Source organism: Candidatus Allofontibacter sp. (genome assembly GCF_040404065.1).
Taxonomy (GTDB): domain Bacteria; phylum Pseudomonadota; class Alphaproteobacteria; order Pelagibacterales; family Pelagibacteraceae; genus Fontibacterium.
On record NZ_JBBAJM010000001.1, the window covers coordinates 81,293 to 106,868 of the forward strand.

The following is a 25,576-nucleotide window of genomic DNA, read 5'->3' on the forward strand; positions in this document are numbered from 1 at the left end:
ATTTTATAATAATATCTGCAGAATCAAAAGTTTTAATGTGCAGTACTCCAATTTAAGCCTTCTTTAATATCAACGCTTAAAGGAACGGAGAATTTGTAGTCTGGTTCTGATGCTTTAGACATTATTTCGACAATATCTTTTTTCAATTGTTCAAGATTTTTACTTGGAGCCTCAAGTACAAGTTCATCATGAATTTGAAGAAGCATTTTGCAATCCAGTTCTTTATCAGTAATTTTTCTATCCATCCTAATCATCGCAAGTCTTAAAAGATCTGCAGCACTTCCTTGTATTGGAGCATTAATAGATGCTCTCTCTTGAAAAGTTCTTAGCGTATGGTTCTTGTCATTAATGTTTGGGAAATTACATTTTCTTCCAAAAACTGTTTTTACATATCCAAATTTTCTACAACTTTTTAATGTCTCGTTCATATAATCTTTTATTTCAGGAAATTTTTTAAAGTAAGATTTCAAAAAAGTTTCAGCTTCAGTGTTTGAAACAGAAATTTGTTTAGCAAGACCGTACGAAGAAATACCGTAAATTATCCCAAAGTTAATTGCTTTTGCTTTCCTCCTCATGTCTTCTGAGATCTCTCCTTGTTTTACGTCAAAGATTTGAGAGGCTGTAATGTTATGAATATCTTCAGAATTTAAAAAACCTTTTTTAAGCTCTTTAACATCGGCCATATGCGCTAAAATTCTCATTTCTACCTGACTATAATCCGCCGAAATTAAAAAATTTCCTTTCTCTGCAACAAATGCCGAGCGTATTTCTTTTCCATCAGCTGATTTAATTGGAATATTTTGAATGTTAGGATCGCTTGATGCTAATCTTCCAGTATTAGTGGCAGCTAACAAGAAAGAGGTGTGAATTCTCTTTGTTTTAGAATCTATAAATTCTTGCAAACTATCAGTGTAAGTATTCTTTAGTTTAGACTTTTGTCTCCAATCTAAAATAAGCTTAGGTAAATCATGACCTTGGAAAGCTAAATCCTCTAAAATATTAACATTTGTTGCGTAATTTCCTTTTTTAGTTTTCTTAGTACCTACGATCTTTAATTTTTTGTAAAGAATATCACCAAGTTGCTTGGTTGAAGCGATATTAAATTCCTCTCCTGCTAAATCATAAATCTTTTTTTCAAGAACTTTTAATTCTTTTTCGAATTTTAATGATAGATTTTTTAAAATCTTCTCATCAATCTTTATTCCATTCTCCTCCATTTGTGCCAAAACTTGAATCATTGGCTTTTCAAGATTTTCATAAACTGAAAGAACTTCTTCTTTAAAAATTCTATTACTAAAAAATTTATACAATCTTAAAGTTACATCAGCATCTTCTGCCGCGTATTCTGTGGCTTTATCTATGTGAACCTTATCAAAGGTGACTTGTGACTTTCCAATGCCAGCGACATCTTTGAATGTGATTGTTTTATGGTTTAAATGAACTTCTGAAAGTAAATCCATTCCATGACGATTAACTCCGGCGTCCAATACATAAGACATTAACATTGTGTCTTCCATCGGATTTAGATGAATCCCATATTTTTTTAATATTCTAAAATCATACTTAATGTTGTGGCCAATTTTTTTTATACTTTTATCTTCAAGATAAGGTTTGATCTTTTTAATGACGGCATCTGTATTTAGCTGAGATTTGATTTGTTTATCTTCCTTATTAGAATGATTTAAAGGTATGTAATAAGCACTTCCTTCATCAACGCACAAAGAAACTCCAACCAAATCTGCCTGTCTAATATTTAAAGAATTTGTTTCAACATCAACGACTACGAAGCCTTTTTTTTCGGCTTCTTCTAAGATTTTTTCTATTTCAGATAATTTAAATAATGTTTTATATTTTTCTCTCGAAACTACTGAACTTTCAGATTTACTGTTCTCTTCTTGTATAGGTAAATCCTGTTGATGCGGCTCTAATCCATAATCTTTCTCAATTCTTTGTAGCAATCTTGTAAATTCCATTTTTTTTAAGAATGAAATAATTTTATCGCCATCTAAATCTTTAATTTTAAAATCTTCAATTTTTTCAGTTATCGGCACGTCATCTTTTAAAGTGACTAATTTTTTACTAATAATTGCATTTTCTTTATTTTCAGAAATTGCCTGTCTTCTTTTTGGTTGTTTAATCTTATCTAAATTCTTCAATAAATTTTCTACAGAGCCAAATTCATTTATTAATTCGGCTGCAGTTTTAACTCCGATGCTTCTTACACCAGGTATATTATCTGATGTATCTCCTGCTAACGCCTGGACTTCGATAACTTTATCGGGAGTCACTCCAAATTTTTCTTTAACTTCTTCTATGCCAATGTCTTTATTCTTCATTGAATCAAACAAAGTTGTTTGTTTATCAACTAATTGCATTAAATCTTTATCTGAAGAAATAATTTTAACTCTTATATCTTTTTTTAAAGCTTCTTTTTTATAGGTCGCTATTAAATCATCCGCTTCATAATTCTCTAATTCTACACTTGGTAAATTAAAAGCTTTGACCGCTTCTCTTATAAAACTAAATTGCGGAATTAGATCTTCTGGAGTTTCACTTCTATTTGCTTTGTATTCTGGGTAAATATCATTCCTAAAATTTTTTCTAGCGGTATCAAATATTACAGCAATGTGAGTTGGTTTTTCATGACCATTTTTTGATTTCGCATCTTCCAAAAACTTATAAAGCATGTTGCAAAAACCATTAACCGCACCAACTGGCATGCCATCACTCTTTCTTGTAAGAGGTGGTAGAGCATAAAAGGCTCTAAAAATATAACCAGAGCCGTCTATCAGATAAAGAAGGTCTGTTTTTTTTGGATTAGTCATTAAATAAATATTATCTTATAAATACAAAAATTATATTACATAATATTAATGGAAAATTTTTTAGCTCTAGAAATCAGTAATCTTTCAAAAGAATATAAAACAAAACAAAATACAATCCAGGCTTTAAATAACGTTAGCCTAAATGTTAATAAGGGAGAAATATTTGGTTTACTGGGTCCAAATGGCGCTGGCAAATCTACATTTATAAATATTCTTGCAGGAACAGTTTTAAAATCGTCTGGCAAAGTAAAGGTCTGGAACTTTGACCTTGATACTAATGCAAGAGAAGTAAAAAGCTCAATTGGAATAGTCCCTCAAGAAACAAATCTTGATCCATTTTTTTCTCCAAGAAAATTATTAGAAATCCAAGCTGGAATGTATGGAATTAAAGAAAGCGAAAGAATTACAGACAAAATCCTTGAAATTACAATGCTAACCGACAAAGCAAATGCTTATGCAAGAAGTTTATCTGGTGGCATGAAAAGAAGATTGCTTGTTGCAAAAGCATTAGTTCATCGTCCTCCTATTTTAATACTTGATGAACCTACAGCAGGCGTTGATGTGGAACTTAGACAGCAACTTCTAGAAAATATTCAAGAACTCAACAAGCAAGGAGTTACTATTATTTTAACAACGCATTACCTTCAAGAAGCGCAACAACTATGTGATAGAATTGCGATTATTAATCATGGAAAATTAATTGCGTTAGATAAAACAGAAAATTTGTTAAATAATATTTTTACAAAAAAAATTATATTTAAATTAAAAAATCCTAAAAATATTGGAGACAAACTTAAGTCTGGGCTTGTCATTAACTATCCAAAAGCTGATCTGATTAGCATTACCTACAATAAAAATGAGAATAAAATTGAGGAAATTATATCGGAGGTTAAAGAAAAAAATGTTGAAATTATAGATATTTTAACAGAAGATGCTGATTTGGAAGACGTATTTTTAAAACTAACAAAAAAAAATGTTTAATAACAAAATTCAAAATAAAAGACTTTTTTTGTTAAAAGAAATTATTTGGTTGCTACCCGTAGTTATTTTTGCAACTTTTATAATTACTTTATCTGCAAAAACTAAAGTTCCATTTTATCCTGTTCCAATGACCATGCAGACATTCATAATTATGGCCATAGGTATAGCTTTTGGTAAAAGAGTTGGGCTTTTAATATTATTAACTTATTTTTTGGAAGGTTTATTTGGTCTCCCAGTGTTTGCTGGCACTCCTGAAAAAGGAATTGGACTAAGTTATATACTTGGACCAACTTGCGGATATTTAATGGGATATTTTATTACCGTATATCTTTCTGGAAACATCAAAAGTGAAGACAAAATTTTAACAAGAATTACAAAATTAATAATCGCAATTATTCCAACTTATGTATTAGGAATTATTTGGCTTAGCACAATATTTGGTTGGAATGACTCTGTTATCAAATTAGGAGTAGCCCCTTTTGTATTAGCTGAATTATTTAAAATAACTTTGCTTGCCTTATTAACTCCACATATTTTTAAATTAAAAAAATATATAAAATCTTAAATTCTTAATATCTAATTATAAATGTTCAAAAACCTTTTAGGTTCTTGGTATTTAAAAAAGAAAATATCAAATAGTTTTTTAGGTGAAGGCTTGGTGTCTATAAAATCTAAAAAACTGAATAAATTTTATTACGAAGAAAAAAGCTTAATTCACAAAAAAGGTAATAATAATACGATATCCGGCTATCAAAAATTTGACATTATTGAGAATAAGAATTTTATAAAATTCTATTTTTTACTGGGTGAGAAAAAGAATAAAATTTATCAAAAATTTAACAACAACTTAAAAGAGAATCTTGTTTCTTGGCACTTTTGCAAAAAAGATACTTACAAAACATATTTAAGAGTAATAAATAATAATCTATTTAAAATAGATCACTTAATAACAGGCCCAAATAAAAGAATATTTATACAAAATACCTACTTTAGGTCTTGTAAGAATAATTAGTTATTTTGGAGATCTTTTCGAAAGTATTCTTTGAAGAGTTCTTCTATGCATCTTAAGCCTTCTAGCCGTCTCAGAAACATTTCTGTCACATAATTCAAAAACTCTTTGGATATGTTCCCATTTTACTCTATCAGCCGACATCGGATTCTCTGGCGGAGTTGCTTTTTTATCTTTATCTGCCAGTAAAGCGGCCTCTAGGTCCTCAGCATCCGCTGGTTTTGCCAGGTAGTCTAGGGCCCCTGCTTTGACCGCTGCAACGGCCGTTGGAATGTTTCCGTAGCCCGTTAAAACTATAATTCTACTGTCAGCTTTTACTTTGTGGATCTCTTTAACGACGTCTAGGCCGCTGCCGTCGTTCAGTCTAAGGTCTATGATGGCAAAAGTTGGAGCTGAGAGCTTAACTTTTTGGTTCGCTTCAGCAACGCTAGCAGCTGAGGCAACAAAAAATCCTTTATTTTCCATAGCTTTTGCAAGTCTGTTTCGGAATGGATCATCGTCATCGACTATAAGCAAAGATTTGTTCACAAACTGGTCCAGACTGGCTCTTGGGGTTAAAATTTTATTCATCGAGGATCCTAATATAGTCCTTTCCGAACCCAATCTCAAGCGAAGGACACAGTGTGGAAAAAAAAATTCTTACCTAAAATAAATACTTTACAGAAATTAAAAATAGCTTTAATTCCCAACTCAGTTGGTTAATTAATAATAATTTTTTTAACAAAAGGACATAACAAGAATTGAAAAAATTTAATTCTGTTTCTGATTTAATCAGAGAACTTCAACCCGTAAATCCTGTTTATTGTATTCGACCAGAAAGCATAAAACTGGCTTGCAATTTTTTTGTAAATAATTTTCCAGGGAAGCCCCTATACGCTGTAAAAACAAATCCACACAAAAGTGTTATCAAGCAAATTTATCAAAATGGAATTTCAAATTTTGATGTAGCCTCTCTAGAAGAAATTAAATTAGTTAAGTCGATTGCAAAAGATGCAAAACTTTATTTCATGCACACAGTAAAAAATAGAAAGAGTATTGAAGAAGCATATTTTAATTATGGCGTGAGAGATTTTTCTTTCGATACAAAAGACGAATTAATTAAAATTTTTGAAGCAACTAAAGATGCAAAAGATTTAACTTTATATTTAAGAATATTTGTTTCTAACGAACATTCTGAAATCGATCTTTCTAAAAAATTTGGAGCTTCTTCTACTGAAGCTATTGGATTAATTAAATTAGTAAGACCACTTGTTAAAAAACTTGGTGTAAGTTTTCACGTAGGATCTCAGTGTATGCATCCAGTATCTTACTCAAAAGGAATTAAAGAAATTGGAAATATAATTGCAAAATCTGGAATTACTCCTGACATTATTAATGTGGGCGGAGGATTCCCATCTAAATATCCAGATCTGTATCCTCAACCATTAGAAAACTACATGGAAGAAATTAAAAAAGCAGTAAACAAATTAAATTTACCCACTCAACCAGAATTAATTTGTGAGCCAGGAAGAGCCATCGTTGCAGAAAGTGGTTCTACGATTGTTAAGATTGAACTTAGAAAAAAACAAAGTCTTTATATTAATGATGGAACATATGGATCTTTATTTGACGCTGGAGTTCCAAATTTTATTTTCCCAACAAAAGTTATAGATACTGGAAAAGATTTAAGCAGACGCTTTACTCCTTTTAATTTCTACGGACCAACATGCGATAGTATGGATTTTATGAAAGGTCCTTACATGCTTCCAAATAATCTAAAAGAGGGTGATTATATAGAAATTGGACAATTAGGAAGTTACGGCTTAACTTTTAGAACTAAATTTAACGGCTTTTATTCAGATGACATTTTCGAAATTGAAGATAAACCAATCATGTCCGTTTATCAAAATGAACAAGATGAAGAATACAAAAGCAATTATCTTGTTGCTTAATGAACAAATCTTCAAATCCAACTGTAGGTCACAACAAATCTAGCTTTTTAGATAAAGCAATCGAGCACATCGATATTACCTCTTTTGATGCAAGACCCATTATAGATGCTATGGCCAAGATGTCTTTTACATCTAGAGAAACGGCTAATGCAGCTCAGATCTACAATGAAATGTTAAATGATAAAGACTGCACTGTTTTTCTAACTTTAGCAGGGTCAACTTCTGCTGCTGGCTGCATGAAAGTTTATACTGACTTAGTTAAAAACAACATGGTCGATGCTATTGTTTCAACAGGAGCATCTATTGTTGATATGGATTTCTTTGAAGCTCTAGGCTTTAGACACTACCAAGGATCTCAATTTCAAAATGATAACGTATTAAGAGAACATTATATCGATAGAATATACGACACGTACATTGATGAAGACCAACTACAAGCATGCGATAAAACTGTTGGAGAGATTGCAGACCAATTAGAACCCAGACCTTATACTTCTCGTGAATTCATAAGAGAAATGGGAAAATATTTAACAAAACATTCGAAGAAGAAAGAATCTTTAATTCAACTTGCTTACGAAAATGATGTGCCAATATTCTGTCCTGCGTTTACAGATTCTAGCGCAGGTTTTGGTTTGGTAATGCACCAAGAAAGAAATCCTAAAAAACATTTAACAATTGACTCTGTAAGAGATTTTAGAGAACTTACTGAAATTAAAATTAAATCAAAAACTTCGGGTTTATTAATGATCGGTGGTGGAGTTCCTAAAAACTATATTCAAGACACAGTAATATGTGCTGAACTTTTAGGAAAAGAAGTTGATATGCATAAGTACGCTATACAAATAACTGTTGCTGACGTTAGAGATGGAGCATGCAGTTCTTCTACATTAAAAGAAGCAAGCTCATGGGGAAAAGTAGATACAGCAAGAGAACAAATGGTTTTCGCTGAAGCAACTAGCGTGATCCCTCTAATAGCAAGCGATGCATTTCATAGAGGCTACTGGAAAAATAGACCTAAAAGGAGTTTTTCTAAATTATTCAAATAAACAATGTCTTCACTAACTAAAGTAGCTTTGGTGCAGATGAAGATGGATGCTGAGCCAAAAAAGAATCTTTCTAAAGCTATCGAAAAAATAAAATTAGCCAAAAAAAAAGGCGCTCAAATCGTTTGTTTACCTGAGCTATTTCTAACGCATTATTTTTGCCAAGAAGAAAATCACGATAATTTTTCATTAGCAGAAAAAATACCCGGAAAAACTACTGATGCATTATGCAAATTAGCAAAAAAAATAGGTATAATAATAATCGTTCCGCTTTTTGAAAAGAAAGTTTCAGGTCTTTATCATAACTCATGCGTTGTAATTGATGAAAAAGGAAAGATCTTTGGTCATTATAGAAAAATGCACATTCCAGATGATCCTCAATATTATGAAAAATTTTATTTCACGCCAGGTGACTTAGGTTTTAAAAGCTTCAACACTAAACATGGTGCCATTGGAACTTTAATATGTTGGGATCAGTGGTTTCCTGAAGCTGCTCGTTTAACTGCTTTAAAAGGAGCTGAAATTATATTCTATCCAACAGCAATAGGCTGGCACTTACGTGAGAAAAAAGAATTTGGCAAATCGCAATTAAATGCATGGCTTACAATTCAAAGATCACACGCTATAGCAAACGGCGTATACGTTGTTTCTGTTAATAGAGTAGGCATTGAAGGCAAAAAAGATAAATCTATAGAATTTTGGGGCAATTCAATTGTATTTGACCCTAACGGAAACATTATTGCGGAAGGTAGTAATGATAAAGAGGAAATTATTGTTTGTAATATCGATTTAAGTAAAGTTGAAAAGGTAAGACAACACTGGCCATTCCTAAGAGACAGAAGAATTGATCAATACCACGGTCTATTAAAAAATCCTTCCAATGAATGAAAATCTGGCATCTTTGGGTTATAGAATGCCAGCAGAGTGGGAAAAACAAATCTCTACATGGTTAGCGTGGCCGCACAACAAAAATGACTGGCCAGATAAATTTGAAAACATCCCATCAACTTTTGCTAAAATAGCTTCAGCACTTTCCAAAGTTCAAAATGTTGATATTTTAATCCAATCCAAAGCGGTTAAAAAAAATATTAAAAAAATCCTAACAAAAGAAAAAGCAAATCTTAATAAGGTTAATTTTCATATCATTAAAACAAATAGAGTTTGGACCAGAGATACGGGACCCATTTTTTTAGTAAATGATGTTTTAAAAAAAAAGATCATGACTAATTTTCATTTCAATGCATGGGCAAAATATAAGGATTATAATTTTGATAATAATATTAAGCCGCAAATAGCCAAAATTAAAAATATAGAATTGATAGATGTAAAAGCCAAAATTAAAAATAAAGTTAAAGATGTTATATTGGAAGGAGGTGCAATTGACGTGAATGGAAAAGGAACATTAATTGCAACAAAAGAGTGTTTATTAAGTAAAGTTCAAGAGAGAAACCCTGGACTAAGTAGAGAAAATTTAGAAATAATCTTAAGCGAAAGTTTAAATATCAAAAATTTCATATGGCTTAATAAAGGTATTGTTGGTGATGATACACATGGTCATATTGATGACATCACAAGATTTTTTGATGATGATAAAATATTTACAGCGATGGAGTATAAAAAAAATGATGAAAATTACTCAGCTTTGAATGAAAATTTAAAAATTCTAAAAAAATCTAGAAATCATTTAGGTAAACAAAATACTATTATTGAAATCCCAATGCCATCTCCCTTGATTATAGATAATACAAGGGTGCCTGCGAGTTACTTAAATTTTTATATAGCAAATAAAATTGTGCTACTGCCAATCTTTGAAGATAAAAATGATGACAAAGCTTTTCAGATTCTAGAAAAGCATTTTAAAGACAGAAAAATTGTTCCAATCAACTGTCGTGATCTTATTTGGGGATTTGGAGCAATTCATTGTATGACTCAACAAGAGCCAGCTATATAAGTTTTAAACTAGTTAAATCTTTTTTTTGCCAAGATATATCAACCACGGCACCTTTATCTTTTAAATTATAAAAATTAATAATAGCTGAAAGTCTTTCTAAGAATACCTTTGCTATAAAAATTCCAAGTCCAAGACCTTCTTTGTCGCTATCTAAGTCCTTATTAATGTAAGGGTCACCTAAAAATCCCAATATCTGATTTGAAAATCCCATTCCATCATCTTCTACCTTTATTCTCAGTTCCTCTTCATTAGATAATAAAATAATCTCAATTTTTTTTGAAGAAAATTTTAAAGCATTATCAATGATATTTTTAAGACTATAAATAATTTCAATTTTTTTAGTGATTAAATAATCTTTTTTATAGCCTTCTTCTTTTATAATAATTTCTTTTTTACTTAGATCTTTAAATGAATCGACAATTTCATGTACAATAATTTTAAATGAAGCTTTGTCTAAAAATTTATCTTCTTTTTCTGCATGAGGATTCCTAGATATTTGCTTCAATATCTCTCCACATCTTTGGGATTGAGAAATAAGCAAATCTAAATCTTGATTAAATTTTTTATTTGATCCTAATTCTTTTTTTAACTCTTTAGCAACTAAAGATATTGTATTTAATGGAGTTCCTAATTCATGAGCTGCTGCTGCTGCTAATCCTCCTAGAGATCTTAATTCTTGTTCCCTTAAGAAAATTTGTTGTAAAACATTAAAAGCTTCATTTCTTTGTGAACTTTCTATTGCTAGCCTTTGTGAATAAATAGCCAAAAATATAATCGCTGTACATAGCGCTAACGCCAGTCCGAAAATATAAAACTTTGGAAAAAGATAATTTTTTTCAAGTCCTGGAAGCTCAGTGTAAAATAATGATAAAATAATAATTAATAAAACTGAAAAAATTCCTATTAAAAGACTACTTCTTAAATTCAAAAATCCAGCGGCAATAGTAATTGGTGCAACAATTAATATTGAAAATGGATTAGTTAATCCTCCAGTTAGAAATAGTAACCCAAATAACTGAAATAGATCATATAATATGCTAAAAGTGGCTTGTTTATTGGATAATAAATCCGTTTTTTTTGATCTAATTTGCAAAAAAATATTAAGAACAAGTGAAAATAAAACTAATAAATAACAATACTCAATCTTAAAATTGAAATTAAAGTAAAAATATACAATTGAAATTGTTATAAACTGACCAAAAATTGCGGCCCAACGAATATTAATTAAAGTTAAAAGTTTTATTTGATTGTCATTTAGCTCTGGAGATTTTGCTAAATTCATTAAACTAGATATCTAGATTATTTACATTAATAGCGTTTTTATTAATAAAATCTTTTCTTGGTACTACATCTTCTCCCATTAAAATTTTGAAAATTTCTCTATCTTTATCTCCTGGATTCGTAGTGTCGTTATCAACATCATTTCCTGAGTAGTCTACTTTTAATAAAGTATTGTTCTTGGGATCTAAAGTTGTTTCCCATAGCTCTTCTGGGTTCATTTCTCCTAATCCTTTAAATCTTTGAATAGATATAGATTTCTTACCTTCTTCTATTACTTTTTTTAAAAAATCTATAGGAGAGAATATTTCAGTTTTTTCATTAGTTGAATTAATTATATGACAATTATTTCTAAATATTTTTAACATATCTCCTAACTGACTTAAGTCTTCAACATGTTTAGTTTCTAAAAAATTAATATTTAATCTTTTTTTAATCGTTTCTTCATAATATTTTTTTTCTAAAATAAATGAATCGTCTTTGTATGATCCTTTCCAAGAATTACCTTCTGCATTAGTACTAAACTTATTTAAATATTCTGCAGCTGCTTGTGCCGCTCCTTCCTTTTTTTTATTATTGGAATCATCTCCAATTAAAAAAGTTTTTTTATCTTTGTAAAAACTACCTACAACTGTTAGTGCTTCGACCAATTCTTTATCATAATCTTTTCCTAAATTTCTTATTTTTGAATCAAATTGCCTGCAATGTTTTATAATTTGATTAAAGTTTTCTTCTTTTGATTTTCCAGACTCTTCTGAGAAAAGCTTAATATTTTCTTTAGCGGTATCAATTGTAATATCAAAAAGATCTTCATCATTTTTGATGTAGGATACTTTTTTTCCAACTTTAATTTTGTATAACGGCGGTTGTGCTATATAAATTTTTCCATTTTTGATCAGCTCGTTAAATGGTTCGTTGTTAAAGAAAGTAAGCAGTAAAGTTCTTATATGAGATCCATCAACGTCGGCATCGGTCATAATAATAATTTTTCCATATCTTAATTTTGCAATATTAAAATCATCAAATCCTGTGCCTATGGCATTTATTAAAGTTATGATTTCATTAGAAGACAACATCTTTGCATAAACTTTTTTTGCCTCTGCGGGATCTAGTTTGGATGATCCACTATTCTTTGAATCGACATAAGTGTTTAAAATCTTTCCTCTTAACGGTAATACAGCCTGAAATTCCCTATTCCGCGCTTGTTTTGCAGAACCACCCGCTGAATCCCCCTCAACGATGAATAATTCAGCTTTATCCTTATCCTTAGTCTGACAGTCAGCTAATTTGCCTGGCAAACTAGAAACATCTAAAGCGCTTTTTCTTCTAACACTTTCTCTAGCTTTTCTAGCGAGCTCTCTTGCTAAAGCGGCCTGTGAAATTTTATGAACAAGCGTTTTTGTTATTTTGTTATTTTGATCAAACCAAACTTCTAGTTTTTCATTAACCAGTCCTTCTACTGCTGGACGAACTTCGGAAGATACTAATTTTTCTTTTGTTTGAGATGAAAATTTAGGATCTTTAACTTTTACAGAAATAATAGCCGTCAAACCTTCTCTAACATCATCTCCCGTTACTGAAATTTTTTCTTTCTTTAAAATACTATTATCAACGACATATTTATTTATAGTTCTAGTTAATGCGTTTCTAAAGCCGACTAAATGTGTTCCTCCGTCTTTTTGAGGGATGTTATTTGTAAAGGTAACAACCTGTTCTTGATAACCTGCATTCCAGACTAGAGCGACTTCTAGCTGAATATCGTTCTTAGTTCCTGAAATATAAATTGGTTTTGTAAAAAGGTTTTCTCCAGCATCGGACTTTAATTTTTCTTTATTCTTATCAAGATCAACTACAAATTCTGCGATACCACCTTCAAATTTATATTCAGATCTCTTTACTTTTTCTTCACGCTTATCTTCCAAAACAATCTGGATACTCTTGTTAAGATATGCTAATTCTTTAATTCTTTTCTTTAAAATATTTATATCAAATACTGTAGTGGTAAATATTTTCTTTGAAGGTAAAAAAGTTACGGAAGTACCATTCGCTTTTTTTGCATCTCCAATTTGTTTTAACGATTTTGTAGTAGCTCCATCTTTAAACTCAGCAAGATATTCTTTATTTTTTCTAAAAATATTTAATTTTAAATTTTCAGATAAAGCATTAACAACCGAAACTCCCACTCCGTGTAATCCGCCTGAGATTTTATATGAATCATGATCAAATTTTCCTCCAGAGTGCAGCTGGGTCATAATAACTTCAGCGGCTGATATACCTTCTTCTTTATGCATATCAACAGGGATACCTCTTCCGTTATCCTCAACGGTAACGCTTTGATCTTTATTTAAAGAAACGTAAATTTCATTACAGTGCCCTGCCAAAGCCTCATCGATTGAGTTATCGATAACTTCGAAAACCATATGATGTAAACCTGTGCCATCATCGGTATCACCAATATACATGCCGGGTCTTTTTCTAACTGCGTCTAACCCCTTTAGGACTTTAATTGAGTCTGCTTCGTATGAATTATTTTGAGGTTTTTTTGTTAAATTTTCAGGCATTTATGAATTTTTTATTGATACATTTTATAACATTTTTTATCCTTAATTAGGACAAGGGAATTGCTATAATTTTACAAAAAAAGCTTTATTTTCAATAGCTTGAAATAGTTGTTTGTCAGTTCCTGTATACCAAGTTTGCATACCAATTTTTTCAATTTCATTGAAAAAAAGTTCAAGATTTTTACCGTCAATATGAGAGGCAATCTCATCAAATAAAAGAATAGAATTTTTATTTTGAAATTTAACTAGCCAAATAAATCCTAATATTAATGAAATTAATATTTTTTTCTGCTCACCAGTTGAGCAAAGATCCGAACTTAATTTTGTTTCTTTATTAAAAAATTCGAAAACATCAAACTGTGGACCTACACTATTTCTTTTTATTATCTGATCAATCTCGCGTTTTTCAAAATATTTCTTTTCAAACAATTTTATAAATTCTTCTTGATTAATTTTATCATCTAAATCGTAATTATTTTTTATATTTAATATTATATTTAAAAAATTATTTAATTTTTTTATAATAATATCATTAAGATCTTTAATAAAAGTTCTTCTATAAGAAAAAATATTCCATAACTCTTCTGCCATTTTCTTTTCTAAAATATCAATCCATTGCAAATCTTGATTTTCTTTTAATAAATGAATTCTTTCATCAGAAAGTTTCTTAAAAGTAATTAAATTTTTTTTATATTCTAAATTATAATTAGAAATTATTTTATCTAAGAATTTTCTTTTTACACTATCTCCTTCGTACATAATTCTATCCATCTGTGGAGTCAGCCAAACAAAAGTAGTATCTTTAAAAGATTCGGCTAAAGAAGATTTATTATTATCAATGTTGAGAGATCTTTTTATTTTATCTTCTTTTAATTCAAAAAATACATCCACTTTATAATCTTTATCGTCATAACTAATTGTTGATGAAATAATTGTTTTATCTTTAGAATCTTTCTTTATGCAATCTTCTATTGCTACGCCTCTAATACCTTTTTTATCTGCTATTAAAGAAATAGCCTCTAATATATTAGTTTTTCCGCTGCCGTTGGCTCCAACGATACAAATAACAGGATGATCTGTTTTAAGCTCTTTAAAGGAATAAGATCTAAAATTTTGTAATTTTATATCTTTAATTAGGAACATCTAATCATGCCACTCTCATTGGCATAATAACGTGCAAACTATTAATGTCCGAAGGATCGTGAATTAATACTGGCGATGAAGGGTCTTTAGCATAAATCATTAAATTTTTATCTTCTATAACTCCGCCTACATCAATTAAATATTTAGAGTTAAAACCAATTTCTAAATCTGGACCACTGTAGCTTAGAATAATCTCTTCAACGCCGTCTCCAGCGCTTGGATCATTTACTAATAATTTTAAAATATCTTTGTTAACAACAAGTTTTAATGTTCCTTTGCGATCAGAAGACAACGAATTAATCCTATCAATAGTAGATATAAACGACGATAAATTAACAGTAATTTTATTGTCATTATTTGTAGGTATTACCTTCGAATAATCAGGGAATCTTCCATCAATAACTTTGGATATTAGAGTGATGTCATTTAATGAAAATCTAATCTTTGTTTTGCTTGCTGTAATTTTTAACTCTGAGTTTTCTTCTTGAAGTATAGTTACTAATTCAAACAGAGTTTTTTTGGGCAAAATAATTGGCTCGAACGCTACGTCCTTGTCTAATACTATTCTACTTTTTGATAATCTGTGCCCGTCTGTTGCGACTGCAGCTAAATATAATTGATTATTTTCAGTTGTTTTATGTAAATAAATTCCATTTAAATAATGTCTTGTTTCATCATTTGAGATTGCAAATTTAGTCTTGTTAAGTAATTTTAAAAAGACAGAGGAATTAATTGAAAGAGCCTCTCCCTCAACATCATCTTGCGTAAGTGGAAAGTCTTTTGGTGATAAACATTTTAAATTAAAATTTGATTTTGCAGAGATAAGAGAAAGCTGTCCTTCATTTTTTTGTGATATCAATATTTCAGAACCTGAAGGTAATTTTCTAACTAGATCATATATAACTTGAGCTGTTGTTGTTGTTGATCCTTCTTCAATGATCTCTCCTTTAATAACTTCAATAATGATAATATCTAAATCTGTTGCAGAAATTGTTATTTTCCCATTGGCAGCATCCAATAAAACGTTGGATAGAATTGGTATAGTATTCTTTTTTTCGACTATTCCTTGGATATGCGCAAGACTCTTAAGAAAAAGATCTCTATTTAATTTTAGTTCCATTAAACACTTTTTGTTAATTTGCCATTTATGTCTTTAACTTCGTTCTCAAAGTTCTTATCTTGGATCATTAATTCTTCTACTTTCTTTATAGCATGGATAACAGTTGTGTGGTCTCTACCTGAGAAATTTCTTCCAATATCAGGTAAAGATTTTGTGGTCATTTTTTTTGCCAAATACATAGCTATTTGTCTTGGTCTTGCAACTGATCTTGATCTTCTAGATGACATAAAATCATGCATAGAAATATTATAATAAGAAACTACTGTTTTTTGTATGTCTTCTATAGTGATGTTTGTGTGAATTTTATTTAAAGAATCTCTTAAAATATGTTTAGCCTCCGCAACAGAGATCTTTCTTTGGTTTATATTTAAATAGGCGGCAATTCTATTGAATGCCCCTATCATTTCTCTAATGCTAAGTTTTAGTTCATTAGCAATAAAATTAATAATCTCATCATCGATAACAATATTTCTTTCAGAGGCATGAAATTCTTTTAAACATCTTTGTTTTAAGATTTTAACTCTCTGTTCAAAATCTGGACTTTGAACGTCAACAACAAGTCCTCCTGAAAGTCTTGATTTTATTCTATCTTGTATTCTATCAAGCTCGTTGGGAGGTCTGTCGCAAGAAATTACTATTTGTGAACCCGATTCTATTAACGCATTAAATGTATGAAAGAACTCTTCCTGTGTTACATCTTTACCGCTTACAAACTGTATATCATCTATAATTAAAACTTTTGCGCTTCTAAAAATATCTTTAAATTTTACAACCTCATTATTTTTTATGGATCGAACGAATTGATACATAAATCTTTCAGCAGAAACGTAGATAACTTTATCTATTTTTTTTAATAACTGATTTCCTATCGCATTTAAAAGATGTGTTTTTCCAAGTCCAACTCCTCCATAAATATAAAGCGGATTATATTTATTTAAATTATCGATAATTCTATTAGCTGCTGCAAAGGCAAGTTCGTTACTTTTTCCAACTACAAAATTATCAAAAACTAATCTTTCATCAATTTTTGATAAACCATAACTTCCGCTATCTTGAATAAAATCTTTCTTCTCAAAATCAATGACGTTCAATTTAGGATTTTTAGTTTCTGTTCTTTCTAAAATCTGAAATTCTATGCGGCTAATATTTGAATCTTGTTTTTTATATAAATCTAAAATCTTATCCGCGTAATGAGCAACAATCCAATCACGAATAAATCTGGTTTTTACATTCAGGATTAAAGCATTAAAATTTATTTTATTAAATATAACTCCTTGTAACCAACTTGTGTAAACATCTTTTCCGTAAAGTCCCAAGAGCGATGATTGAAGAGTATCCCATTTCTCGCTGCTAAGATTATTTTTAAGACTTGTTTGGTTTGACATTTGAATTTGTTTTAAAAAAAGAAGTGTGTTGTATTTTTTAAGCTATGTAAATACAAGAAAAGAATTAATTATTTTTTTTTTACAACTATAAAGTCTTAGATTTTAAGTTGTATGCAAAAAATAATTATCAACTTGAGATTGATAAAAATTTTATAATTTAGAAATTTGTTTTGAGATTCTAGAAACTTTTCTTGATACTGTCGTTCTTTTTAAAGAACCTTTTTTAGAAGCTTTCATAACCTGAGATTGAAAATTAGAAAATAATTTTAAAGCTTTGGCTTTATCTTTAGACTTAATTGCTTCTTCAATAGTTTTAACTGCAGCCTTGTACTTTCCAACTCTAATTTTATTAACTTGAGTTCTCTTTTTAATTTTTTTGACCGCGCGGATAGCTGAGACTGTATTTGCCATATTTTTAAGGGATTATATATAAGCTGAGTATATTAGGGTCAATTACTTAATTTTGACATTGCTTACAAAAAAAACTCGCTCTACCTAGCGATACAACCCTTGATATTGAGCCGCGACATCCTGTTCTTGAACATTTTAAATTTTCTCTACCATACACTTTAAATTCATTTTGGAATTTACCCTTTTGACCTTCTGAGGAGTAAAAATCTTTTATGCTTGAACCGCCCAATAGAATAGCCCTTTTAAGGATTTTTCTTGTAGCTGCATAAAGCCTACCTACATCTGCCGCACTTAATTTAAAAGACATCTTGTTAGGATTTATTTTTGCTAAATATAAAATCTCGCTTGCATAAATATTACCTATTCCAGAAATAAAATTCTGATCCATTAATAAAGTTTTTATAGTTCTTTTAGTCTTTTTTATTCTTTCAACTAAATAATCTTTTTTTAAATCTTGAGATAAGGGTTCTGGTCCTAATTTTTTTAAAAATTTATTAGAACTAAGTCCGTCTAATTTTTCTAATATAAAAAAGCCAAATCTTCTAGGATCATTATAAATCATTTTTAAATCTTTCGAGAAATTAAACTCCAAATGATTATGCTTTGTAGAAAACTCATTATAATAAAAACTGGTCTTTAAAAGTTCTTTGGAACGTTTATTTTGGATTAAAAATTTACCCGACATTCCTAAATGAGAAATCATCACATAATTATTCTGTAAAAAGAAAAGAATATATTTGGATCTTCTTAAAATTTTAATAATTCTTTGACCAACAACATGTTTTTTAAAATTGGAAGGAATTTTAAATCTTAAATTATAATTATTTATTATTAAATTTTTAATAACTTTATTTTCAACAAACTTTAATAAAGTTTTTCGCGTTACTTCTACTTCAGGTAATTCTGGCATTAACTATATGACTATTGATTACAAATGTTCTATATTCAAAGAATGCAAGATACTAATTCAAAAAAAGACCTTGTAAATACAGTTTTTAATTCTGTATTTAAAAAATACGATGTCATGAATGACATAATGTCTTTCGGAACTCATCGTCTTTGGAAAAGTAACTTAATAGATTGGTTGCAACCAAAAACAAATTCAAAATTAATTGATATGGCTGCTGGAACTGGTGACATCACAAAAATATATCTTGAGCGGATCAACTTTGAAGGTCACTCATTAATGGTTGATCAAAATTCTGAAATGTTAAACGAAGGTAAAAAAAAACTAAGTCGTTATAAAAATATTGATTATTTATGCGCTAAGGCCGAGGACATTCCAGCAAAAGAATCTAGTTTTGATTACTATACAATTAGTTTTGGTATAAGAAATGTGTCTGATATTAAAAAAACACTCAGTGAAGCCTATAGAGTTTTAAAACCAGGTGGAAGATTTATGTGTCTAGAGTTTTCAAAAATTAATAACGAAGTCATAAATAAGTTTTATTCAATCTATTCAAAATTTATTCCACAAATAGGACAATTAGTTGCTGGTGACAAAAAACCTTATGAGTACCTAGTGCAAAGCATTAAAGATTTTTATGACCAAGAACAATTATTAGCTCTTATGAAAGAAGCAAAATTTGCAAACACAGAATATAGAAATTTAACAACTGGAGTTGCCGCCATTCATTCTGGTTGGAAAATATAGAAATTTAAAATGTTATCTAATTTCTTCTCTCTTATTAAAATTGGTAGGGCGTTAGCAAAGTCTAATAGCCTATCTGTTTTTGAAGAATTTTATAAACCACCTTTGTCTATTAAAATTTTAATTAAAATATTTGGCTTTACTACCTTAAGTAAAGACACTTCAAATAAAAGTGCAGGCGAAAGACTAAAGAATGCTTTTCTAACTTTGGGTCCTGCATTTATAAAATTAGGTCAATTTCTTGCAACGCGGCCTGATATTGTTGGTGAAGAATTTGCAAAAGAATTACAAGAACTTCAAGATCAAATGCCAGCATTTTCAATGGCTGAATCAAAGATAGCATTAAAAAAGGAGCTTGGTGAAGAAACATATAAAAAAATAACTTATTTAAGCGAACCCATTGCGGCTGCATCTATTGCTCAGGTTCATTTTGCTAAAATCATTAATAGTGACAATAAAGAAATTGATGTTGCGATTAAAATATTAAGACCCAATATAGAAAAAATTTTTTACAAAGAATTAAATGCGTTAAGATTTTTAGCATCAATTATTGAATTCAGCGTTAAAAAAAGTAGAAGATTAAAACTAGTTAAAATTATAGATCTGCTTAAAGAGATCACAAGCATTGAAATGGATTTAAGATATGAAGCGGCATCGGCAAGTGAATTAAAAAAAAATACCGCACATGATGAAGGCTTCAAAGTTCCATCTATATTTTGGGATTTTACAAGTCAAAGAGTTTTAACCAGCGAAAAGGTAGAAGGAATTTCTATAAAAGATAAAAATTTACTTATTAAAAATAAAATTGATCTTAAAAAAATATCAAGATTACTAATACAAAACTTTTTAAGACAAGCGGTTGGCGATGGTTTTTTCCATGGCGACATGCACCAAGGTAATCTGTTTGTAGATAAGAATGAAAATATTGTGCCCGTAGACTTTGGAATTATGGGGCGACTTGATCTTGCTAATAGAAAGTATCTAGCTGAGATATTGTATGGTTTTATTAACCGAGACTACGAAAAGGTAGCAAAAGTCCATTTTATTGCAGGTTTAGTGCCAAATACCGAGTCTTTAGACAACTTTACACAAGCTCTAAGAACCATCGGCGAGCCTATTTTTGGTCAGTCCGCAAAGAATATTTCTGCTGGAAAGTTGCTGGCTAGATTATTTGAAGTAACAGAAAAATTTAACATGGTAACTCAGCCACAATTATTATTATTACAAAAAACAATGGTGGTGGTTGAAGGTGTTGCAAGATCATTAGATGAAGATGCAAATATTTGGGAGATTTCAAAACCGGTATTACAAGGTTGGTTGAATAACGAAATCGGTCCTAAAAATAGAATAGATAAAATATTAAAAACAACAACTGAACTTTTAGATAAACTACCAGAACTTCCTGACATGATTAACCGCGCTAATAAAGCGATGGAACTTTTGAGTTCTTATGATTTTTTAAAAAATCAAAACCAAAATAATGAATATGAGATTAAAGAAAAATCTTCAAAATTAAAAAAGACTTATTTAATAATATGCTTATTAATTATTGTAATTATATTGCTAATAGTATTCAAATAGCGCGATGCTAAATTCAATTGCTAATAAAAAAATTCTAATCGTTATTGGTGGCGGAATAGCCGCTTACAAAGTTCTAGATGTTATCAGAGAACTTAGAAAAAATGACTGTGAAGTAAAAACTATTCTTACAAACTCTGGAAAAGAATTTGTAACTCCATTATCCATTTCGGCTCTTTCTAAAAATAAAGTATTTGAAAATTTATTTGATCCGAACAATGAAGGTGAAATGGATCATATCGCACTATCCAGATGGTGTGATTTAATACTAGTTGCCCCTACAACTGCTAACCTGATGGCAAATTTTGCACGCGGAGAAGCCAAAGATTTTGCAACAACAGTTATTATGGCCTCTAACAAACCGATTTTTCTAGCTCCAGCAATGAATGTTGAGATGTGGAACAATCAAGCTACTCAAGAAAATTATCAAAAACTTCTTAAGTTTAAATATAGATTTATCGGTCCAACTGTTGGTGAAATGGCGTGCGGTGAAGTTGGTGTTGGAAAAATGTCATCTCCTGAAGAAATTATTATAACCATTAAGAACTATTTTCTTTCCAAAAATTTATTCAATAATAAAAATTTAAAAGCATTAGTGACTGCAGGATCAACTAGGGAATATATTGATCCAGTAAGATTTTTATCTAATGAATCTTCTGGAAAACAAGGATTTGAAATTGCAAAGTCACTAAATGAGATTGGTTTTAAAACAAAGTTAGTGATTGGTCCAAATTCTCTAAATATTAAAAACGAAGACAATCTTGAAGTAATCAATGTCACAACTGCAAAACAAATGTTTGAGGCTTGTAAAGATAATTTACCTGTTGATGTTGCGGTTTGTACAGCTGCAGTATCTGACTTTAAAGTTAAAAATTATAATGAAGAAAAAATAAAAAAAGAAGAATTTGAAAATTTTAATTTAGAACTTGAAAAAAATATCGATATTTTATCTTTCATATCTAATCAAAATATTAATAGACCAAGACTAGTTGTTGGCTTTGCAGCAGAGACTAAAAATATAATTGAAAACGCTCAAAAGAAAATTAACAGCAAACATTGTGATTGGATTGTTGCTAATAATGTCGCTGACAAATCCATTGGCTTTAACTCAGATTATAATGAAGTATTCTTAATATCTAAAAATAAAGAAGTTGAAAAATTTAACAAAACTACAAAATCAGAAATTGCAAAAAAATTATCTAACAAAATTCTTCATTCCCTTATTCAATAATGGTTAAAATTTTAGTAAAAAAAATAAATTACAAACATAAAGATCTGCCTAAGTATGAGACAGTTGGATCTTCTGGTTTAGATCTTATCGCTAATATCGATAATGATATAATTTTAAAGCCTAATGAGAGGGTTTTGGTACCAACTGGCCTTGCTGTTGCCATACCTGAAAATTACGAAATACAAGTAAGACCTAGATCAGGACTTGCAGCAAAGAATGGAATTAGCGTGCTTAATACGCCTGGAACAGTGGATGCTGATTATCGAGGCGAAATCAAAGTTATATTAGTAAACTTAAGTTTAGAAAATTTTAAGATCGAACCGGGTCAACGCATTGCACAAATGGTTCTATGCCCTGTTATAAAAGCTGAACTCGTTGAAGTAGACACTCTTCCTGAATCGGTTCGTGGTAGCGGTGGATTTGGCTCAACCGGCAAATAAAAATTCATGAAGCTCAGTTATGACAATGTAAAAAGATACATTGCTCATATTAACTTAAAAAAAATTGGCACCTTTGGTCAAAAAAAAATTATTGATGCAAAAATCTTAATTATCGGCGTCGGGGGATTGGGCTCCCCTGTTGTGCTTTATCTTGCTTCTTCAGGCGTTCAAAATATTGGCATAGCAGATCATGATAAAGTTGATATTTCAAATTTGCACAGACAAATTCTATTTAATGAAGAAGATGTTAAAAAATTTAAAGTAGATGTTGCGGAAAAAAGATTAAAAAAAATTAATTCTAAAATAAAAATTAAAAAATTTTGTACTAAAATAGACTCAAACAACATCAGTAAAATTGCAAAAGAATATGATTTAATTATCGATGGCACAGATAGTTTTAGATCAAAATTATTAATAAATGATTATTGTGCTAAAAATAAAAAAATTTTAATTACAGGTGCAATTAGTAAATTTGATGGGCATGTTTTTGTTTTTAATTTTAAAAACAAGAAATCTCCTTGTCTTAGATGTTTTATGCCTGAAGCCCCTGAAACAGACATGTTAGACTGTCAAAGCGAAGGTGTTCTTGCAACTTTAGCAGGGATGATAGGCTCTATCATGGCTAATGAAGCTATTCGTGAAGTATTAAATTTTAAAAACTCTCTATGCGGAAACATTCTAATGATTAATGCAGAGAATCTTTCAATTAAAAAGATAAAGCTAAACAAAAATAAAAATTGTATTAATTCATAGAATGAATTTTACAAAAACTATTATTGTTTTTTTTTCTATATTCTTTTCTAATAGCAATCTATTAGCCGAACAAATTGTTTCTAAAAAATATCTTAGCATTAGAACCAGCGTTGCAAATCTTAGAATAGGACCTTCTTCTGCTCATCCGATTGCATTCGTGTATGAAAAAAAAAATATGCCTGTTGAGGTAATAGATGAATTTGAAGTTTGGAGAAAAGTTAAAGATTATCAAGGTGACACTGGTTGGGTTCATTTAAGTCAGTTATCAAGAAAAAGAAGTTTATTAACCACTAAGGATGGAATTGTTCTTTATAAAAAATCAACTATCTATTCGGAACCAATTATTAAAATTGGAAAATCAGAAGCAGCGGTTATTAAAAAATGTATTCCAAATTGGTGCTTAGTTGAAATTCAAAAATACAAAGGTTGGATACAAACAGAACACGTTTGGGGCTTGGAAAATAAAGAAATTATCAATTAAATTTGTCAAATCCTTCATTAAATTGTAAGTTACAATAAAAAATTATTACAATTCAATTTTCTAAAAAAATCCCATGAAACAAAAAAATCAATACAGTTACCAAGATCTACTTGATTGTGCGGAAGGAAAATTGTTTGGACCTGGTAATGCAAAATTACCTTCTCCACCGATGTTAATGTTTGATAGAATTACTTCAATTAATGCTGAAGGTGGATTATTTAATAAAGGTGAAATTCTAGCAGAGTTAGACATCAAAGATAATTTATGGTTCTTCGAATGTCATTTTAAAGGTGATCCTGTGATGCCTGGATGTTTAGGATTAGATGCGATGTGGCAATTACTTGGTTTTTATCTTGGTTGGTTAGGCAACCCTGGTCACGGTCGAGCGCTTGGAGTGAATGAAGTAAAATTTACAGGTGAAGTTGTAAAACAAGTAAAACTCGTAAAATATGCCATTAATATCAAAAGATTGTTAAGAAAAGGTGAAACTTGTGTTGGTTTGGCTGATGGTTTAGTCTTTGCTGATAATAAAGAAATATATGCCGCTAAAAATCTTAAAGTTGGCTTATTTAAAAGTTAAGGGGGATTAGTGCGAAGAGTAGTAATTACAGGTTCTGGAATTGTATCTTGCATTGGTAACAATAAAAAAGAAGTCTTAGATTCTCTATTAAATACTAAATCTGGAATAACTTTTTCTGAAGAATATAAAAAATATAATTTCAAAAGCCAAGTCTGCGGTGTTCCTAAAATTAAGTACGAAGAATTAATTGATAGAAAAGTTCTAAGATTTATGGGAGATGGCTCTGCCTATGCTTATCTTTCAATGAAAGAAGCTATTGAAGAATCGGGTCTTACTGAAAAAGAAATTAGCAATGAAAAAACTGGAATCATTATCGGATCAGGCGGTCCTTCAATTAAAAACGTTATGTTCGCAATCGATTCAACAAGAGCATCAGGTCCTAAAAAAATGGGCCCTTTTATTGTGCCAAGAACAATGGCAAGCACATGTTCTGCAACATTAGCGACGCCCTTTAAAATTAAAGGAGTTAACTATTCAATCAGTTCTGCTTGTGCAACAAGCGCGCATTGTATTGGTAATGCCATGGAACTTATTCAGTATGGAAAACAAGATATTGTTTTTGCTGGCGGTGGTGAAGAAATAGATTGGAGTCTTTCTGCAATGTTTGATGCCATGACTGCATTATCTTCAAAATATAATGACACCCCACAAACAGCTTCTAGGCCTTACGATTCAAGCAGAGATGGCTTTGTAATCGCAGGTGGAGGCGGTGTTATCGTTTTAGAAGAGTATGAAAATGCAAAAGCTAGGGGAGCTAAAATTCTAGCCGAAATTACGGGTTATGGAGCCACCTCTGATGGTTATGATATGGTTGCACCTTCTGGTGAAGGAGCTGTTAGATGTATGAAAATGTCTATGCAAAATTTAAGAAATTCAAAAGTGGATTATATTAACACTCATGGAACTTCTACTCCTGTTGGAGATACAAAAGAAATAGAAGCAATGAAGGAAGTTTTTAAAGATAAAATTCCTCCTTTTAGTTCAACAAAATCAATTACAGGTCATTCACTTGGTGCAACATCAGTTCAAGAAGCTATTTATTGTCTGTTAATGATGAAAAATAAATTTATAGCGGCCTCTGCAAATATTACGAATTTAGATGAGAAAATAAAAGGATTGCCGATTGTAACTGAAGTTAAAAAAAATGTAGATTTAAATTGTGTAATGTCTAATAGCTTTGGCTTTGGTGGAACGAATGCAACTCTAGTATTTGAAAGTTTATAA

General features: G+C 30.2%; 24 protein-coding genes. 15 read left to right on the plus strand and 9 right to left on the minus strand.

Features of this window, described 5'->3' with window-relative positions:
• Positions 1 to 32 precede the first annotated feature (32 nt).
• Complete coding sequence (gene polA / locus AC8IG9_RS00425; protein ID WP_507424855.1) at positions 33 to 2,825, minus strand: DNA polymerase I; 2,793 nt, start codon at positions 2,823 to 2,825, stop codon at positions 33 to 35.
• 48 nt (positions 2,826 to 2,873) lie between these two features.
• On the opposite strand from polA, the gene AC8IG9_RS00430 reads away from it, so the two are divergent.
• The 3 genes from AC8IG9_RS00430 to AC8IG9_RS00440 are packed head-to-tail and all read left to right on the plus strand — an operon-like array spanning position 2,874 to position 4,818.
• Positions 2,874 to 3,806: an ABC transporter ATP-binding protein gene (locus tag AC8IG9_RS00430; RefSeq protein ID WP_507424856.1), complete on the plus strand. Its 933-nt coding sequence runs from the start codon at positions 2,874 to 2,876 to the stop codon at positions 3,804 to 3,806.
• Positions 3,799 to 4,371 carry a biotin transporter BioY gene (locus AC8IG9_RS00435; RefSeq protein ID WP_507424857.1) on the plus strand — a complete coding sequence of 191 codons (573 nt, stop codon included), beginning with the start codon at positions 3,799 to 3,801 and terminating at the stop codon, positions 4,369 to 4,371. Before AC8IG9_RS00430 ends, AC8IG9_RS00435 begins: the two co-directional genes overlap by 8 nt.
• A gap of 21 nt (positions 4,372 to 4,392) precedes the next feature.
• A complete protein-coding gene (locus tag AC8IG9_RS00440) occupies positions 4,393 to 4,818 on the plus strand; it encodes a DUF6314 family protein (protein ID WP_507424858.1) in 426 nt (141 codons plus the stop codon).
• Here AC8IG9_RS00440 and AC8IG9_RS00445 read toward each other — a convergent pair whose 3' ends face one another.
• Positions 4,819 to 5,385, minus strand: coding sequence for an ActR/PrrA/RegA family redox response regulator transcription factor (locus AC8IG9_RS00445; RefSeq protein WP_507425897.1), 567 nt, complete (start codon positions 5,383 to 5,385; stop codon positions 4,819 to 4,821).
• A 170-nt stretch (positions 5,386 to 5,555) separates the two neighbouring features.
• Here AC8IG9_RS00445 and AC8IG9_RS00450 point away from each other — a divergent pair, with 170 nt between their 5' ends.
• Genes AC8IG9_RS00450 through AC8IG9_RS00465 form a run of 4 tightly spaced genes read left to right on the plus strand, consistent with a single transcriptional unit; the run spans position 5,556 to position 9,740 of the window.
• Entirely contained in the window at positions 5,556 to 6,746 is a 1,191-nt protein-coding gene (locus AC8IG9_RS00450) for a type III PLP-dependent enzyme (RefSeq protein ID WP_507424859.1), read from the plus strand.
• Complete coding sequence (locus AC8IG9_RS00455; RefSeq protein ID WP_507424860.1) at positions 6,746 to 7,792, plus strand: 1,9-bis(guanidino)-5-aza-nonane synthase; 1,047 nt, start codon at positions 6,746 to 6,748, stop codon at positions 7,790 to 7,792. Before AC8IG9_RS00450 ends, AC8IG9_RS00455 begins: the two co-directional genes overlap by 1 nt.
• Positions 7,793 to 7,795: 3 nt before the next feature.
• Positions 7,796 to 8,677, plus strand: a complete 882-nt coding sequence (locus AC8IG9_RS00460; protein ID WP_507424861.1) for a carbon-nitrogen hydrolase — start codon at positions 7,796 to 7,798, stop codon at positions 8,675 to 8,677.
• Positions 8,670 to 9,740, plus strand: coding sequence for an agmatine deiminase family protein (locus tag AC8IG9_RS00465; RefSeq protein WP_507424862.1), 1,071 nt, complete (start codon positions 8,670 to 8,672; stop codon positions 9,738 to 9,740). Before AC8IG9_RS00460 ends, AC8IG9_RS00465 begins: the two co-directional genes overlap by 8 nt.
• Here the strand turns inward: AC8IG9_RS00465 and AC8IG9_RS00470 are convergent.
• The 7 genes from AC8IG9_RS00470 to mutM all read right to left on the minus strand — a co-directional run bounded on the left by AC8IG9_RS00470 (position 9,733) and on the right by mutM (position 18,548).
• The gene (locus tag AC8IG9_RS00470) at positions 9,733 to 11,022 is read right to left on the minus strand and encodes an ActS/PrrB/RegB family redox-sensitive histidine kinase (protein ID WP_507424863.1); all 1,290 of its coding nucleotides are present in this window, start codon (positions 11,020 to 11,022) and stop codon (positions 9,733 to 9,735) included. The genes AC8IG9_RS00465 and AC8IG9_RS00470 overlap by 8 nt on opposite strands.
• 4 nt (positions 11,023 to 11,026) lie before the next feature.
• Positions 11,027 to 13,579, minus strand: a complete 2,553-nt coding sequence (locus AC8IG9_RS00475) for a DNA gyrase subunit B (protein WP_507424864.1) — start codon at positions 13,577 to 13,579, stop codon at positions 11,027 to 11,029.
• Positions 13,580 to 13,642: 63 nt separating this feature from the next.
• The gene (recF, locus tag AC8IG9_RS00480) at positions 13,643 to 14,722 is read right to left on the minus strand and encodes a DNA replication/repair protein RecF (protein WP_507424865.1); all 1,080 of its coding nucleotides are present in this window, start codon (positions 14,720 to 14,722) and stop codon (positions 13,643 to 13,645) included.
• 4 nt (positions 14,723 to 14,726) lie between these two features.
• Positions 14,727 to 15,842: a DNA polymerase III subunit beta gene (gene dnaN, locus AC8IG9_RS00485; protein WP_507424866.1), complete on the minus strand. Its 1,116-nt coding sequence runs from the start codon at positions 15,840 to 15,842 to the stop codon at positions 14,727 to 14,729.
• Positions 15,842 to 17,227 (minus strand): chromosomal replication initiator protein DnaA, encoded by a 1,386-nt coding sequence (gene dnaA / locus AC8IG9_RS00490; protein ID WP_507424867.1) that lies wholly within the window; start codon positions 17,225 to 17,227, stop codon positions 15,842 to 15,844. The genes dnaN and dnaA overlap by 1 nt, the downstream gene beginning before the upstream one ends.
• A 150-nt stretch (positions 17,228 to 17,377) precedes the next feature.
• On the minus strand, positions 17,378 to 17,638 hold the full coding sequence (rpsT, locus tag AC8IG9_RS00495) for a 30S ribosomal protein S20 (protein ID WP_507416320.1): 261 nt from the start codon (positions 17,636 to 17,638) through the stop codon (positions 17,378 to 17,380).
• A 46-nt stretch (positions 17,639 to 17,684) separates the two neighbouring features.
• On the minus strand, positions 17,685 to 18,548 hold the full coding sequence (gene mutM, locus AC8IG9_RS00500; protein WP_507424868.1) for a bifunctional DNA-formamidopyrimidine glycosylase/DNA-(apurinic or apyrimidinic site) lyase: 864 nt from the start codon (positions 18,546 to 18,548) through the stop codon (positions 17,685 to 17,687).
• 42 nt (positions 18,549 to 18,590) lie between these two features.
• Here mutM and ubiE point away from each other — a divergent pair, with 42 nt between their 5' ends.
• The 8 genes from ubiE to fabB all read left to right on the plus strand — a co-directional run bounded on the left by ubiE (position 18,591) and on the right by fabB (position 25,576).
• Positions 18,591 to 19,292: a bifunctional demethylmenaquinone methyltransferase/2-methoxy-6-polyprenyl-1,4-benzoquinol methylase UbiE gene (gene ubiE, locus AC8IG9_RS00505; protein WP_507424869.1), complete on the plus strand. Its 702-nt coding sequence runs from the start codon at positions 18,591 to 18,593 to the stop codon at positions 19,290 to 19,292.
• Between the two features lie 9 nt (positions 19,293 to 19,301).
• Entirely contained in the window at positions 19,302 to 20,870 is a 1,569-nt protein-coding gene (gene ubiB, locus AC8IG9_RS00510) for a 2-polyprenylphenol 6-hydroxylase (RefSeq protein ID WP_507424870.1), read from the plus strand.
• 4 nt (positions 20,871 to 20,874) lie between these two features.
• On the plus strand, positions 20,875 to 22,098 hold the full coding sequence (coaBC, locus tag AC8IG9_RS00515) for a bifunctional phosphopantothenoylcysteine decarboxylase/phosphopantothenate--cysteine ligase CoaBC (RefSeq protein ID WP_507424871.1): 1,224 nt from the start codon (positions 20,875 to 20,877) through the stop codon (positions 22,096 to 22,098).
• Positions 22,098 to 22,538, plus strand: coding sequence for a dUTP diphosphatase (dut, locus tag AC8IG9_RS00520; RefSeq protein ID WP_507424872.1), 441 nt, complete (start codon positions 22,098 to 22,100; stop codon positions 22,536 to 22,538). The genes coaBC and dut overlap by 1 nt, the downstream gene beginning before the upstream one ends.
• Before the next feature lie 6 nt (positions 22,539 to 22,544).
• Positions 22,545 to 23,291: a HesA/MoeB/ThiF family protein gene (locus AC8IG9_RS00525; RefSeq protein WP_507424873.1), complete on the plus strand. Its 747-nt coding sequence runs from the start codon at positions 22,545 to 22,547 to the stop codon at positions 23,289 to 23,291.
• Between the two features lies 1 nt (position 23,292).
• Positions 23,293 to 23,772, plus strand: a complete 480-nt coding sequence (locus tag AC8IG9_RS00530) for an SH3 domain-containing protein (RefSeq protein WP_507424874.1) — start codon at positions 23,293 to 23,295, stop codon at positions 23,770 to 23,772.
• Positions 23,773 to 23,845: 73 nt separating this feature from the next.
• On the plus strand, positions 23,846 to 24,352 hold the full coding sequence (gene fabA / locus AC8IG9_RS00535) for a bifunctional 3-hydroxydecanoyl-ACP dehydratase/trans-2-decenoyl-ACP isomerase (RefSeq protein ID WP_507424875.1): 507 nt from the start codon (positions 23,846 to 23,848) through the stop codon (positions 24,350 to 24,352).
• Between the two features lie 9 nt (positions 24,353 to 24,361).
• The gene (gene fabB / locus AC8IG9_RS00540) at positions 24,362 to 25,576 is read left to right on the plus strand and encodes a beta-ketoacyl-ACP synthase I (RefSeq protein WP_507424876.1); all 1,215 of its coding nucleotides are present in this window, start codon (positions 24,362 to 24,364) and stop codon (positions 25,574 to 25,576) included.

Coding starts and splice junctions, on each gene's coding strand:
- polA (WP_507424855.1), bottom strand. CDS start 2,825: ATGACTAATCCAAAAAAAACAGACCTTCTTTATCTGATAGACGGCTCT.
- AC8IG9_RS00430 (WP_507424856.1), top strand. CDS start 2,874: ATGGAAAATTTTTTAGCTCTAGAAATCAGTAATCTTTCAAAAGAATAT.
- AC8IG9_RS00435 (WP_507424857.1), top strand. CDS start 3,799: ATGTTTAATAACAAAATTCAAAATAAAAGACTTTTTTTGTTAAAAGAA.
- AC8IG9_RS00440 (WP_507424858.1), top strand. CDS start 4,393: ATGTTCAAAAACCTTTTAGGTTCTTGGTATTTAAAAAAGAAAATATCA.
- AC8IG9_RS00445 (WP_507425897.1), bottom strand. CDS start 5,385: ATGAATAAAATTTTAACCCCAAGAGCCAGTCTGGACCAGTTTGTGAAC.
- AC8IG9_RS00455 (WP_507424860.1), top strand. CDS start 6,746: ATGAACAAATCTTCAAATCCAACTGTAGGTCACAACAAATCTAGCTTT.
- AC8IG9_RS00460 (WP_507424861.1), top strand. CDS start 7,796: ATGTCTTCACTAACTAAAGTAGCTTTGGTGCAGATGAAGATGGATGCT.
- AC8IG9_RS00465 (WP_507424862.1), top strand. CDS start 8,670: ATGAATGAAAATCTGGCATCTTTGGGTTATAGAATGCCAGCAGAGTGG.
- AC8IG9_RS00470 (WP_507424863.1), bottom strand. CDS start 11,022: ATGAATTTAGCAAAATCTCCAGAGCTAAATGACAATCAAATAAAACTT.
- AC8IG9_RS00475 (WP_507424864.1), bottom strand. CDS start 13,579: ATGCCTGAAAATTTAACAAAAAAACCTCAAAATAATTCATACGAAGCA.
- recF (WP_507424865.1), bottom strand. CDS start 14,722: ATGTTCCTAATTAAAGATATAAAATTACAAAATTTTAGATCTTATTCC.
- dnaN (WP_507424866.1), bottom strand. CDS start 15,842: ATGGAACTAAAATTAAATAGAGATCTTTTTCTTAAGAGTCTTGCGCAT.
- dnaA (WP_507424867.1), bottom strand. CDS start 17,227: ATGTCAAACCAAACAAGTCTTAAAAATAATCTTAGCAGCGAGAAATGG.
- rpsT (WP_507416320.1), bottom strand. CDS start 17,638: ATGGCAAATACAGTCTCAGCTATCCGCGCGGTCAAAAAAATTAAAAAG.
- mutM (WP_507424868.1), bottom strand. CDS start 18,548: ATGCCAGAATTACCTGAAGTAGAAGTAACGCGAAAAACTTTATTAAAG.
- ubiE (WP_507424869.1), top strand. CDS start 18,591: ATGCAAGATACTAATTCAAAAAAAGACCTTGTAAATACAGTTTTTAAT.
- ubiB (WP_507424870.1), top strand. CDS start 19,302: ATGTTATCTAATTTCTTCTCTCTTATTAAAATTGGTAGGGCGTTAGCA.
- coaBC (WP_507424871.1), top strand. CDS start 20,875: ATGCTAAATTCAATTGCTAATAAAAAAATTCTAATCGTTATTGGTGGC.
- dut (WP_507424872.1), top strand. CDS start 22,098: ATGGTTAAAATTTTAGTAAAAAAAATAAATTACAAACATAAAGATCTG.
- AC8IG9_RS00525 (WP_507424873.1), top strand. CDS start 22,545: ATGAAGCTCAGTTATGACAATGTAAAAAGATACATTGCTCATATTAAC.
- AC8IG9_RS00530 (WP_507424874.1), top strand. CDS start 23,293: ATGAATTTTACAAAAACTATTATTGTTTTTTTTTCTATATTCTTTTCT.
- fabA (WP_507424875.1), top strand. CDS start 23,846: ATGAAACAAAAAAATCAATACAGTTACCAAGATCTACTTGATTGTGCG.